11 protein-coding genes and 1 tRNA gene are annotated in these 13,440 nt (G+C 56.1%); 5 read left to right on the forward strand and 7 right to left on the reverse strand.

The window, feature by feature from the left end; all coding sequences use genetic code 11:
• The coding region (locus ACI94_RS06900) for a CxxC-x17-CxxC domain-containing protein (RefSeq protein WP_353743252.1) at positions 1-102 on the forward strand (102 nt) is incomplete at its 5' end.
• Positions 103-174: 72 nt separating this feature from the next.
• On the opposite strand, the gene ACI94_RS06905 is transcribed toward ACI94_RS06900, so the two are convergent.
• Together ACI94_RS06905 and ACI94_RS06910 are read right to left on the reverse strand one after the other, a co-directional pair.
• Positions 175-942, reverse strand: a complete 768-nt coding sequence (locus tag ACI94_RS06905; RefSeq protein ID WP_066957117.1) for an ABC transporter permease — start codon at positions 940-942, stop codon at positions 175-177.
• Between the two features lie 7 nt (positions 943-949).
• Positions 950-1,861, reverse strand: coding sequence for an ABC transporter ATP-binding protein (locus ACI94_RS06910; protein WP_066957716.1), 912 nt, complete (start codon positions 1,859-1,861; stop codon positions 950-952).
• 225 nt (positions 1,862-2,086) lie between these two features.
• Between ACI94_RS06910 and ACI94_RS06915 the strand changes: the two genes are divergently transcribed.
• Complete coding sequence (locus ACI94_RS06915; RefSeq protein ID WP_066957114.1) at positions 2,087-2,521, forward strand: SET domain-containing protein; 435 nt, start codon at positions 2,087-2,089, stop codon at positions 2,519-2,521.
• Positions 2,522-3,043: 522 nt separating this feature from the next.
• Here the strand turns inward: ACI94_RS06915 and ACI94_RS06920 are convergent.
• From ACI94_RS06920 to ACI94_RS06940, 5 genes are all read right to left on the reverse strand, one after another.
• Entirely contained in the window at positions 3,044-3,553 is a 510-nt protein-coding gene (locus ACI94_RS06920; RefSeq protein ID WP_273259040.1) for a hypothetical protein, read from the reverse strand.
• A 243-nt stretch (positions 3,554-3,796) separates the two neighbouring features.
• Positions 3,797-3,870: transfer RNA gene (locus tag ACI94_RS06925), tRNA-Val, on the reverse strand.
• 152 nt (positions 3,871-4,022) lie between these two features.
• On the reverse strand, positions 4,023-4,970 hold the full coding sequence (gene mch / locus ACI94_RS06930; protein WP_066957108.1) for a methenyltetrahydromethanopterin cyclohydrolase: 948 nt from the start codon (positions 4,968-4,970) through the stop codon (positions 4,023-4,025).
• A gap of 117 nt (positions 4,971-5,087) precedes the next feature.
• Positions 5,088-6,233, reverse strand: coding sequence for an ORC1-type DNA replication protein (locus tag ACI94_RS06935; protein WP_273259041.1), 1,146 nt, complete (start codon positions 6,231-6,233; stop codon positions 5,088-5,090).
• Between the two features lie 74 nt (positions 6,234-6,307).
• The gene (locus ACI94_RS06940; RefSeq protein ID WP_066957103.1) at positions 6,308-6,919 is read right to left on the reverse strand and encodes a hypothetical protein; all 612 of its coding nucleotides are present in this window, start codon (positions 6,917-6,919) and stop codon (positions 6,308-6,310) included.
• 353 nt (positions 6,920-7,272) lie between these two features.
• Between ACI94_RS06940 and ACI94_RS06945 the strand changes: the two genes are divergently transcribed.
• The 3 genes from ACI94_RS06945 to ACI94_RS06955 form a co-directional block, all read left to right on the forward strand.
• Positions 7,273-8,829 (forward strand): hypothetical protein, encoded by a 1,557-nt coding sequence (locus ACI94_RS06945; protein WP_191092831.1) that lies wholly within the window; start codon positions 7,273-7,275, stop codon positions 8,827-8,829.
• 316 nt (positions 8,830-9,145) lie between these two features.
• Positions 9,146-10,801 (forward strand): hypothetical protein, encoded by a 1,656-nt coding sequence (locus ACI94_RS06950; protein ID WP_066957100.1) that lies wholly within the window; start codon positions 9,146-9,148, stop codon positions 10,799-10,801.
• 444 nt (positions 10,802-11,245) lie between these two features.
• Positions 11,246-13,440: CARDB domain-containing protein (locus tag ACI94_RS06955; RefSeq protein ID WP_286681253.1), on the forward strand; the 2,195-nt coding region annotated here is incomplete at its 3' end.

Below are 13,440 nucleotides of genomic sequence, written 5' to 3' on the forward strand. Positions count from 1 at the left end.
TCCGACTGCGGCAAGGAGTGCGAAGTTCCTTTCAAGCCGACGGAGGGTCGGCCTGTCTACTGTCGCGACTGCCTTCCAAAGTACAGGAAACCCCGATTTTAATCCCTTTTTTTCAGCTGACGTTGTTCTGCGGTTGTGCAGACGCGCTCCGTGAATCCTTCTAACGTGAGAGAGTTAGACGATCAGCCTCCTTCGCATCAGCCTGATAGCGAGAAGAAAGAAGAGCAGCGTCGCCACGGCAATCCAGGCGAGACTGAAGAGGTTGATCGGCGAGAATGCAGCGAGGGTGATCGCCCGGTTGACGCTGACGATATGCGTGAGCGGGAGGGCGGCAAGGGCGAAGTACTGGACCGGCTGCGGCAGGAGGTCGAGGGGAAAGAATGTCCCTGAGAAGAGAAACATCGGGGTGATGAAGAGGAATGACGGATAATTCAACGCATCGATGCTCGGCGTGATCGCCGTAAAACACATCGCTATCGCCGCAAAGAGAAGACCGGCAAGGAACGCGAAGGGAATGAGGAGCAAGGATGAGGGCATGGCCACGACATCGAAGATGACGAGCACCGGGAGCATCAGCGCCGCATAGATCATCCCCCTGGTCGCGCCCCAGAGCATCTCCCCGGCGATCACCTCATCGATGCTGACGGGTGTTGCGATGATGGCGTCAAACGTCTTCTGGTAGTACATCCGGACATATGACGAGTAGGTGCACTCAAAGAAGGCCGAATACATCACCGATATCGAGACGAGGGCCGGTGCGATGAAGACCGGGTACGGTATGCCGTCCACAGCCTCTATGTAGGTCCCAAGCCCAAACCCAAGTGCCAGGAGGTAGAGCACCGGCTCGACGAAGGGTGGGATGAAGTTCACCCGGTAGGTTCGAAGAAACGCATCCCAGTTTCTCCGCCAGACGCTCCATACCCTGCTGCTGATCTCGACCATCGTCTCTTCACTCCCGCAGGCTCCGGCCGGTCAGCCGCAGAAAGACATCCTCGAGAGTTGCGGGGCGGACCGTCACCGCCGCTTTGTGCCGGCAGACCTCGAGCAGGTCGCGTGCAATCTCATGGGGGTTATCCGTGAAGACCTGGACCACATCCCCGGCAAGGTCGTAGTCCACGCCGAGCTCGTCCAGGCGAGCGACTGCCGTCTCCACCCGCTTGACCTCGACGACGTCGCTTCCGGCATGTTCCCGGATGAGGTCCGCCGGCGCCCCCTCAACGAGGATCTTCCCGTGATCCATGATCACAAGCCGGTCGCAGAGGCGTTCTGCTTCGTCAAGGTAATGTGTGGTGAGGACGAGGGTGTTACCTTTCGCCTGCAGGTTCCGGAGTTTCTCCCAGATCAGGTGCCGTGCCTGCGGGTCGAGCCCGATGGTGGGCTCATCGAGTATGAGCAGTCTTGGTTCGTTGATGAGTGCTCGGGCGATGATCAGCCGGCGTTTCATCCCGCCGGAGAGTTTCTCGATCAGGACATCCCGTTTCTCCTCCAGTTGCATAAACGCAAGGAGTTCTTCGGCTCGCCGCTCCGCCTCATGCTTGGGGATACCAAAATAGCGTGCATAGACCAGCAAATTCTGGTAGGTTGAGAAATCCGGATCGAGGTTGGTCTCCTGAGGCACCACGCCGAGGCGGCTCTTGATCTCCTGCTGGTGAGTATCCACGTCCATGCCAAAGACCTCGAGCGTTCCGCCGGTCTTAGGGGAGATGCACTGGATCATCTTCATGGTCGTCGTCTTTCCTGCCCCGTTGGGGCCGAGAAACCCAAAGACTTCTCCCTCCCTGACACGAAAGGAGATACGGTCGACCGCAACAAGGTCTTCAAACCGCTTCTCGAGGTCCTGCGCTACGATGATGTCGCCGATTCTCTCTGCCTCCTGATACGCTGTGGGGTCGTGCAAGTACAACACTCTTTCGCTTAATGGCCCTGCTCCCGGGTTGGTGCGGGACCTACTTTCCGCGCAGGCGGTTGGTGTTCTTGATCCCTGGGCGATTTTGCCGGGATCTCAATCCGCCTGGCTGAGCCTTGCGCATCCCTTTTACACAAACAAAACCCACCACTGTACTTCGTACGCAGTTACAGCGATACCATGACGGATAATGTTGCAGAGATGGGCTGGGCTATCTACCCTTCCGATTCCGTGTATATCAGCTCGTCGAGCGGTCGTGGACGGGGCGTCTTCGCCCGCAGGAGGATTGATGCCGGTGAGCTGATCGAGGTCTGCCCGGTGATCGTGCTTGGTGGAGCAGATGATCAGAAACTCCTTGACCAAACGCGCCTCTTTGACTACTACTTTGCCTGGGGGAAAGACCCGGAACTTGCCGCCGTGGCGCTGGGTTATGGGTCTCTCTACAATCACTCCTACCATGCAAATGCAGATCATATCTGCGACGTTCCCCGGGGGGAGATCCGCATCTATGCACATCGGACCATAGAGAAAGACGAGGAGATCACCATCAACTATGGCGGCCGGCCGGACTGCCCTGACCCGGTCTGGTTCGACGTCGTGGGAGAGGATGGGTAACTCCTCTCCTGCTAAGCCTCTTTTCGCCCCGTAATCCTCTATCAGGCACTGAAAGCGCGATCTCCTGTAGGCCTTGGGCATGCTCATTCGGTTTCTACCCGGACATCACCCAGGTTGCCTGCGATATCTCTCCCGACATCGGATGGTGGCGATCGGTCTTGATGGAGACGCGAGCTCAATGGTATCCGGCGCTGGCGGTTGGATGCGGTGTGCCAACCCCTCCGGGCCGCTCCAGTGTCTGCGTCTAAATCTCCAGTGGAAATTGTGGGGTTTGCGATAATCTCTCTAAATTTTTGAGATCCTCTCCTCACTCCATACCGGCAGCCAACTCTCCTAACCTCTCTGCTGACCGTATGGACCGCTCAGAAATGGTCTTTGTTTCGGACCATCTCCAGGGATTCGTGGGCAATTTGGGACTCTCTCAAAAAGCCTCTGGAGTGTGGGGCTATGAGTGCGAAAGGTATGGTTTGAAAGCTCCACGCAGTGCCTGGATGAGCCGTGTTGGTCGGTATCATACCTACCCTATCTGCGGATAATCAGTTGCACCTGCTTGGTCTGGACGATCCCCTCCCCGGTTGCTCTCACCGTGGCGTCCACTGTCGTTGTGGAGACGAAAGGCGGGAGATCAGGGGTTATGACCATATATGTGACCGGCGGGTAGGGTGGGGAGACCGTGCCGAGGTCCCTGGTATCGCGGTACGCGCCGTCGAGAGCCGTAGCAGAGACCTCAATCCTGACGGGTGCGGCGAAGCCGTTCTCGGGGTGCACCGTGAGCGTGAAGTTGACCGGATCTCCGGGCCGGGCTGTGACGGTTGTGGGCGTCACGCTGATGGAGAATGTACGGGGGGCCGTTGTTGGTTCCGATGCCTCTGTCGCGACCGGTATCCCTGATGTTGGGGTCGGAGACGGGCCGGTCAGCCCTGGAGAGGGAGGTGCGCCCCCGTCTTGGAGGGTAATGTAGACGATGACGGCACCGGTGAGTATGATACAGATGATGACCGCGATCAGAAGAGATGAGACCTCTCGCATCATGGCTCCGGCACCTCAACGTCCCGGGGTATGGGCATAGCGGCTGCCGGTCTATTTATGTGTTGCCGCCTTGCGTGGAAAAAGGTGGGATTTTCTCAATCGGTGGCAACCATGACCTCGGTCGACTTGACCATGGCATAGATTGTGACCTACACCCCGGGCTAGGGGCTGTCACACTTCCCTGAAGACCGCATGGTGGATCAAAAACGATCGAGATGACCCTGCCGCTGCAGGGCCATACTGGAATGGGCCTGCCCGGATTCGAACCGGGGATCTTCGCCGTGTAAGGGCGACGTCATGACCAGCTAGACCACAAGCCCGTGGATGCTCTATAGTGTTTCGCATCGTAAGGGATAAACGTTGTTGCCCTGTCAGGGGTTTCATCGCGCTTTCGCGGTGTTCAGGGGGTATGGATAACTCTGAAGCAGGTGCTATCTTGGGCGGGATGAGATCTCCCGCGTCAAAAAAATGGTTAGATGAATCCGAAGGACTTCAGCGTCACTTCGGGATTGACGGCTCCCACGTGGTAGACAACACCCTCGGAGAGCTCGTTGATGACGACCTCGGCCGGAGAGAAGAGCGAGGTGTCGATCTGGTAGAAATCAAAGTTGGCTTCCTTGAAGATATCGTAGAACGGTTTTCCGTACCCCTTGGATTTGTTGCTTGGGATCTTCTCAAGGTAGTCCTTGATCTCTGGGGCGTTCATCGTCAGCATGATGCTGCCATGGTAGATCGTTGCGTCGTTGGTGCTCCCCATCGCCTTCGTGCCGTCCTTCTTGACGGGGGCAATCGGGGCGTGGCCGATACCGGCGGTGATCTTCTTCGTGTCGAAGCCGAGTTCGTTTAACTTGTAGACTGCTGTCTCGACGCAGCGCCCGGCGACCTGAACCGAGCCGACAATCGATGCCGTGGGGGCGACGACCGCGCAGGTGTTTGCCACATCCACATTGCATGCCTCGGCGATCTTCTCCATCACACCGGCGTTCGGGAGGTGGTCGCTCTCAAGACAGATGACCGCGTAGTCGAACTCGTCTTCGTAGTCGATGACCTCGTAGGTATGCTTGGGCTTGAGCGAGAGCGCCCGTGCAGGGCCGCTGCCCATGGCAAAGTACTTGTTGACGTTGATCGTCCAGCCCGCCTTCTGGGCGCCAAGGCATGCAATGGCCGGAAAGTCTGTGCTGACCTCGATGAACGGGATTGGGACGTCTTTGATCCGGCCCATTGTGATGTTAACATCACCGAGTCCACCCAAACAGATCTCGGTGAATTGCTTTCCGGCCCGGTATCCGCCGGGAGTACTGACGCCGCAGTCTATAATGCGTGCGCCGTTGTCGAGCTCATGGGGGACGGCATGGAATTCCTCGGCATATTCGAAGAGTTCCTCAAAAATATCCAGTGCCAGTTCATTCACGCTGAGCATGTGGAAAACCTCATCAGAGTACAAGCGGTGGCAGAACAGATAAGGGTTATCAATCGGTTGCGGATAGCGGGATATATCACCCGCCTCCGAGGCAGTCGAAGGTGGGTTATGAAAGGCTTATGACGCTGCTGTCTGCTCCAATCCCAGTTGCTCCAGCACACGCTTGGGATCATAGCGGAGGCTGATCAACCGGGTCCGCCCCCGACCCTGGCGATAATGGAGGTTTAAGAGGCGCATTGCGTCGAATTTCCTGACCATCTCGTAGTATTTGGTGTAACTGACGCCAACTTTCTCTTTGACGAAACGGTAGACATCACCGGCGTTCATCTCCTGATCACGGATCGACATCTCGGCAATTCTGCCGAGCACCTTCTTCTCTTCCGCTTTAAGCGCCCGGATCGAGTAGGCCAGATGCAGGTACCGCGAGACCTCATACGCCTTGCAGATATCCTCCCGCTCGATTGAGCGACGGGCCGCTTTCTCGGCGTTCAGGGTCGCCCGCTTCAAAAGGTCGATGCCGACCCGGAGGTCGCCGCTCTTCATGGTCTGCTCAACCACGAGGTCCAGCATCTCGCGCCGGAGAACATTCGGGTAGAGCCCCTGTATGACCCGCTCTTCGAGGATGGCACGGATCTCCCCCTCCGAGTAGGGGGGGAAGTATATCTCGGTGGGACGGAAGACCGACGCCACCCGGGCATCCACCTCGCTCTGCAGGCTGACGGACATATCGCTGACGATGGCGATAACACCGATCCGAACCCCCGGATAGGTCTCATGAGAGCGGAGCAGGGGATAAAGAACCTGGTTGATCTCGTTTTCATGGAGGAGATAGTTTGCATCATCGAGCGCTACAAGGAGCACCTGCTCCTCCCGCTGAAGGTGTCGGGCTATGGCGTCAAAGACCTGTTTGAAGGATGTGCCGGATGCTGGAGGCAGGTGGCCGGTTATCCGTCGGTAGATCTGAGAGAAGATGGCAAACTTGGTGTTGTCGATCTGGCAGTTGATGTAGACCGGGACCAGTTTCTTTGTCGCCTCTTCGATCTCGGCAAAGATCTTCTTTACGCTTGTCGTCTTCCCGGTTCCCGGGAGGCCCCGGCAGATGGTGTTCTGAGGTCGGACGCCCCGCAGGCCCGGCCGTATCTGGAAGGCGAGCTCCTGCATTTGAGCATCGCGATGGTTAAACTGCTCAGGGACGTAATCGATCTCGAAGACTTCGGGGTCCCGAAAGAGCGTCTCATCCCACATGAGCAGGTTCCTCTTCATCATACAATCCTCGGATATTGTAGTATTTATAACCTCCAGGTTGTGATATCCTCATTGCGCAATCAAAAATGGGTTTAGGGCTGTTCCATGCATTTCTTGCAGAGCGTCTTGCTCATGAAAAGTTGGGAGAGCTTTGCCTGGGATTTCGTCACTTCTGCCCCGCATAATTCGCAGACGTCACCTGCCGGTGCAGCTGCCGGCTTACCTTCCGTTTGCTCCGGTTTTTCTGGAGCTTGTTTCTGGTCGGGCTCTGGTTTTTGAGCAATCGGGGCCTTCTCCTCTGAGGTTTCGGGCGGTTTTGGAATATTCGCAGGTTGCGGCTGCTCCGGGGCCGGCGGAATAGCCGTCTCAATGACCTCCACCGGGGGACAGGAACTCTCCTTTTGCTGTTGCGCCGGCTCACCCTTCACCATCGTCGGTGCTGTCGGGATGGCAGGTTCTACCTCTGCGGCCGCTTTCGTCTGCTCTGCGGGTTTTGCTACCAGGACACGCCTGCGGTATGCATCCACCCGTTCGGCGGTTGCCGGATCGCCACGCCCGAGCCGGGCAAGTATCCCGTCAAGGAACGCGATAAGGTCGTCCACATCCTCGTGAGTCTCTACATCTCCTTCGACCTCGAGGCGGAGGTTTTCATAATTCTCGAGGTTGACGGTGATCCCGATGGTGACTTCCTTCTTTCCTGACATATATTCTAATAAATATTGTATTCCAATATATACAATTCCACCGGCGCCCTGTATCGGCCTGCCATTCGGTCTCTCCGGTCCTCGATCTTTGCTCCTGCAGAGGAATCGATCTTCGTAGTTGATCATCTATTCTGTAGAATTAAGAACCCTCCAAAGTGTTCACATAATTCTGATCCCGGCCGTCAGGTGAGCACACGGGACCAATGGAGATTTCTGTAGAACTGAGCGAAAACCAGGTTCGTGGTTGATGTAATGGCCGATTTGTCTGCCCATTGATTTTTATATCCCTATTGCTATACTGGGTGGAGCCCGGTGGCTATGCCCGGTAATCCATACGTTATCCAGGGAGCACAATGATCACCTATCTGCATGCCTGGCTGGCAGAACCAGCCCGGATACACGCCGCTGGCAAATGCCGATCAATCTCCCTCCTTATCGGTATAACTCTCAGTCTCCTGCTTGTCCAGGGTGCTGTTGCCGTACCCACAATACTGTATGTTGCGGCAAGCGACGGCAACCCCGCATCAAAGGCGCAGGCCAACTACACCTGTGACGGCTTCGATGACCAGGTGGAAATTCAGATGGCGCTTTCCGCCCTTCCGGACGGCGGTAAGGTTGTCCTTTCAGATGGCACGTTCAACTGCTCAGGAAGCATTGCCCCGACGGCAGGAACGACGCTTTCCGGCCAGGGACCGGATGCCACAATCATATTGTTTAGCCAGAACGGGAGGCTCAATCTCTCACAGGTGCGTGTTACCTTGGATGGTTTTCGCATCGAAGGGACCGGCTATAAAAATCTGAGCACAGAAACGACTCTTGATCTCAGCCAGTGGCTTGGCGTGCTTACTATCTATGCAAGTCACGCTCGTATCTATAATGTCACCGGTACGGCTGACTCAAGTATACAGGCGGTCTTCCTCCTGCTCCACGACCCGAATGTCTACGCTCCTCCTCTCGAGGATATCGAGTTCGTAAACTGCAGGGCCGTGGATCCCGAGACCTACGGGTTCCTTCATAACGCCTGGGGAACGGAGAATACGACGATCCGCGATGTCCGTTACGAAAGCTGCCAGGCAATCAACTGCGGTAGAAACGGGGCGTTTAATCCTTGGGTGACCGGCTTTGACTTTGCAGAGTTAAACAACATCGAAGGTCTTTGGGTGAGCAACTGTTCTGCTGAGGGAAGTCTGGAGTCCGGATTCCATTTTGAGTGGGACCCGGTGAAGCGGGACTGTGTCCTCATCAACTGCTCAAGTCGGAATAACGGAAATAAGCCCTGTCCCGAGACGTATCGTATCGGCGACCCGAGCATCTTTGGATCCGGCTTCTACCTCCCTGGAGGTCAGGTCTCTCTGATAAACTGTCATGCCGAAGGTAACAGTATGTTCGGTTACTTTATCGTCAACCCAAACGGTATGCTCCTCTACAACTGTACCGAGAGCAGCACCGGGCGCACCCGGATTGCAGACCTCCCTGTAGCACCCATATCGTACTGTATCCTCCAGTCGATGCCCATTTCCGAGAACCCATCCCTTGTCATGGAGCACTGCAAGAGCGCTGACTCCGGTGGCTGGGGTATCTTCGTCTGCGGTACGGAGAATGCCCTTATCCGGAACTTCACCATGACGAATCCGGCAGGTGTCGACGGCATCGGGTCGATCCTGGGATGCCCCTCCGGAACCCTCCTGGTGAACTCAACGATCGATGCGGGTGTCTCTAACTCAACTATCGATCTCTCCGCGTCGGGAGGAGGACTGGAGACGTTGCTGTACATAGCGAACAATAGAAATGTCACATACTCCGGGAGGATTGTCTCTGATGCCGCACACCCTGTTCTGGCTGAGGACGATGGGGCTTTGGGTGTGGATCTCTCAAGGCTTGAGGTGTTACCGGCGAACAGTACCGAATAGATGCGTAGACTATTCCAGGTGCTCCTGTTCCGCAAGCGCCGCAGACCATAGTGAAGGATACCTCCTGGTCCAGAGATGCCGCTGTTCCTCACTATCGCTATCGAGTCGCCTTTATTGGTGAGGATGTGCCGGGCGACCGCTCCTCCCCACTGAAGTGGCTGCCCTTCTGCCTGTTTCCTTTCTAAAACCTTAAATGGTACTTGGCTATCATAGGGTATACGTCAGGCAGAAGACGCCGGGACTTCTCTTGGTCCCGCGATTAGACGGCCATGGCGCCCTGACGACGCTGAACGAGTAATGGGTAGGTCATAGTTCCATGCCAACGAGACTGCATCTGGGAGCCAAAGAGAAGCGCATTCTCATTGCCATCGCGTTCCTGGTGGCTGTAATCGGTGCTGTTGTGCTGTTTATGCACTTCTTTCCGCCGGTCCCAAAACCCCCCCCTCTCCCTCCCTCACCGATCACACCGATCCCCACAACACCGGTGGTGCCCCCGGAGGTCCCCGGGCCGACGGTCGTTGTCGCGGCAAGAGATAGCAGCCCTGCCTCAAAGGCCCGGGCTGATATCCACTGTGATGGGACCGATGATCACCTCGATATCCAGAGGGCGTTCGAGCGTCTGCCATCGTCGGGCGGCACGGTCGCCCTGACCGAAGGTACGTTTAATTGCGCCGGGAGTATCTACCCGCGTGCGGACTCCATGCTCCGTGGGGAAGGTCCTGATGCGACGTTCCTTGAGTTTACCAAAAATGGACGGCTTCTCGTCTCCAATGAATCAGTCACTCTCTGTAACTTCCACATACGGGGCACCGGTTATTCAGGAACCGGGAAAGAACCCTGGCTGGGTGTGCTCACCATTTACGCGAGCCACGCAAAGATCCTTGGTATCGAGGGGACAGCTGATGCGAGCACCCAGGCGGTCTTCCTCCTGCTCCACGACCCAGATATCTATGCGCCGACCCTTGAGGATGTTGAGTTCATCAACTGCAGGGCTGTAGACACCGGAACCTACGGGTTCCTCCACAACGCCTGGGGCTCAACGAACAAGGTGATCCGAAACGTCCGCTACGAGAACTGCGAGGCTATCAACTGCGGCAAGTTCGGGCAATTCAACCCCTGGGTGACCGGATTCAACTTTGCAGAGTTAAACGATATCGAGGGTCTTCGCGTAACAAACTGCCTTGCGGAGGGGACCCTGGAGTCCGGATTCCACTTTGAATGGGAGCCCCAAAAACGCGATTGCATCCTTGAGAACTGTATCAGCAAGAATAACGGGCAAAAAGCCTACCCGATGAAACCCTACCGGGAGGACGACATGTCAACCCACTACTTCGGGTGCGGGTTCTACGCTCCCCGTGGTGATATCACCTTCATCAACTGTTACTCCGAGGGGAACAGTCGGTATGGGTTCTACGCAACGAACGGCGGTAAACTCTACAATTGCATCGATCGAAATGTCGGTGCTGGAAAGACTGACTATCGGATCGTCCAGCCTGCATCGTTTTACGCCGCCCCAACCCAGTCAATAGCCCCGTCCCTGGTGCTTGAGAACTGTTCGAGTATCGACTCAAACGGCTATGGCCTCCAGATTGACCTTGCAAGTGATGTCTGGATTAGCGGTTTTCACCTTATAAACCCCGCCGGAATCGACGGAAAGGCAACTAATCTTGGGGGCTCCTACGGGGGACCGCTGGCGAATTCGGTGATTAATATCTATGCGTCGGGAGACCGGGCTGAGACGTTGATCTGGGCCAGAAATAATGAAAATGTCGAATATTCTGGCCAGATCATCTCAAATGCCCCAAAGCCTTTTGTGATTGAGGGTGATCGTACCCGGGCAGTTCGAATTAAAGATATGGAGATTGTCTCCGCAAGTCTCGCGCCTTACTCGAATGGCGTTATCCTCTCGAATTCGGTGCCTGCCGGTGCGGTGACCTTTGAGAATGTGGCGGTCACCTCGAGGACGCAATAGACTGTGCGGTATTGTTTTGGGGCGTCGAGCCCCAAGAGAACTACTTTTTTCTTGTCTGACGGACCCCTCCTGTTCCGGGCGGCCTCTCCCTCGCCATGATGCGGCAGGGATGACGGATTGCCGGATCGTTTGACCGGACGACCTCTTTGAATTCTTGAGCATATTGAGTTATCCGGTCAATTACTCCAAATCCGTCTGAATTTCCGTATGTTTGTAGAACGTGACCTGTCTGGACGCACACTATAAGGTATGTGCGCAAATTTTTGTTACTATATTTAGTATTTTTCATTTTATGTTGATGATGGCTGACATATGAAAAAAGTTGATTTAAAGAAATTTATCAGTTTTTTTAAATTTTAGTGTGATTGTGTTTGTTTGTTTAATTTAAAAAACATTTTAAATCAGGTTTGTCAGATAATGCTGTATCTCCCGAGAGGTGAGATAATGCGAGACAAACGGACAACCAAGTTGCTAATCGCAGCTCTCCTGATCGTCGGGCTCGTCCCGATTGTCGGAGCGCTCGAGACGACCCCCACAGTCATTGTCGCGGCAAGCGACAGCAGTGCGGCTGATAAAGCCGCGGCTGACTATGTCTGTGATGGGGTCAACGATCATGTGGAGATTCAGGCAGCACTGAATGCCCTGCCATCATCCGGTGGTGTTGTCCTTCTCTCCAGTGGAACGTACAAGTGTCCCGGGATCATCTCCCCCCCAGCAAGGGCAACGCTCGCTGGGGAGGGGCCGGATGCGACGTTCCTTGAGTTCACCCGTGATGGGCGCATCAACATCGACCGTGAGTACGTTACTGTGGACGGGTTCCACATCAAGGGGACCGGCCACACCGCCAACGCCAAATGGCTCGGTGTGATGACCGTCCGGGCAAGCCACGCAAAGATCCACAACATTACAGGAACTGCGGATGCAAGCATCCAGTCGGTCTTCATCCTGATCCACGATCCAACCGTCTATGCGCCGACCCTTGAGGATGTCGAGTTCGTCAACTGCAAGGCTGTGGACACCGGGACCTACGGGTTCCTCCACAACGCCTGGGGCTCGACGAACAAGGTGATCAAGAACGTCCGCTATGACAACTGCTCCGCGATCAACTGCGGTAAGTACGGGCAGTTCAATCCCTGGATCACCGGGTTCGACTTTGCCGAACTCAATGACATGGACGGTCTCCGCGTGACGAACTGTCTTGCGGAAGGGACCTTGGAGTCCGGGTTCCACTTCGAGTTCGATCCCAAGGTGACGAACGCGGTCCTTGAGAACTGCGTGAGCCGAAACAACGGGCAGAAGCCTTTCCCAACGCGGGCCTACAATCCAAACGACATGTCGACCCACTACTTCGGGTGCGGCTACTACGCTCCGAACGCTGATGTGACGTTCATCAACTGTACGGCGGAAGGCAACTCCATGAACGGGTTCTATACGACCAACGGCGGCAAACTCTACAACTGTGTCGAGAAGGACACCGGTATCGGTAGGACTGACTTCTCCTATCGAGTGCCGGCCGGCTACTACAGTGTCCCGTCCCGTTCGCTTAACCCCTCCACGGTGATGGAGAATTGCACGAGCATCAACACGAACGGCTACGGCCTTCAGGTTGACCTTGCAAACAACATCAAGATCCGGAATTTCCACCTGATCGACCCGATCGGGTACAAAGGTAAGGGTTCGAGCCTCGGGGGCACCAACGGCCAGTTCGACAATGCCGAGGTGAGCATCTACGCCTCGGGTGATCGGGTTGAGACGCTGGTCTGGGCCAAAGAGAACATAAACACTGTCTTCTCTGGCCAGATTGTCTCCAACTCCTCAAAGCCGTTCGTGATCGAAGGTTACAGAACCAAGAATGTCCGTGTTAAGGACATGGAGATTGTCTCCAGTACGCTCCCTGCGACCTCCTCCGGTGTGACAATTGCAAACACGGTCCCGGCCGGTCAGGTGACTCTTCAGAACGTGAAGGTGACACGCACCGGTTCACCGGTACCGACACCGACAATCACACCGACAACCCCGGTTCCCACCGCTACACCGGCTCCCTCCGGGAAACCGGACCTTGTGGTGACCGACATCTCCTGGAAGCCGGCCAACCCGGCTGCCGGGGATGCGGTGACCCTCCAGGCCACCATCAAGAACCAGGGTAGCGCCCCGACACCCGCGGGCGTAAAGCACGGCGTCCTCTTCACGTTTGATGACGGCGCTGCCGGTCCAGGGGTATGGTCCGATACCCACACGGAGTCTATTGCTCCGGGCTCATGGGTTACAGTGACCGCAAACGGCGGCTCAGCCGGTGCGCTCTGGAAAGCCCTCGAGGGTACCCATACCGTGAAGGCCACCGTAGATGACGTCAACCGGATCGCCGAGAGCAATGAGAACAACAACAGTAAGACTGAGCAGATTGTAGTCAAAGGTGCGGCGTCGAAGCCCACCCCGACCCCCACCACCACGCCGGCTCCCGCCGGGAAGCCGGACCTTGTGGTGACCAACATCTCCTGGAAGCCAGCCAATCCGGCCGCCGGGGATGCGGTGACCCTCCAGGCCACCATCAAGAACCAGGGTAGCGCCCCGACACCTGCGGGCGTAAAGCACGGCGTCCTCTTCACGTTTGATGACGGCGCCGCCGGTCCCGGTGTCTG

The sequence above is a fragment of the Methanoculleus sp. DTU007 genome (assembly GCF_001512385.1).
GTDB classification, from domain to species: Archaea; Halobacteriota; Methanomicrobia; order Methanomicrobiales; family Methanoculleaceae; genus Methanoculleus; species Methanoculleus thermophilus.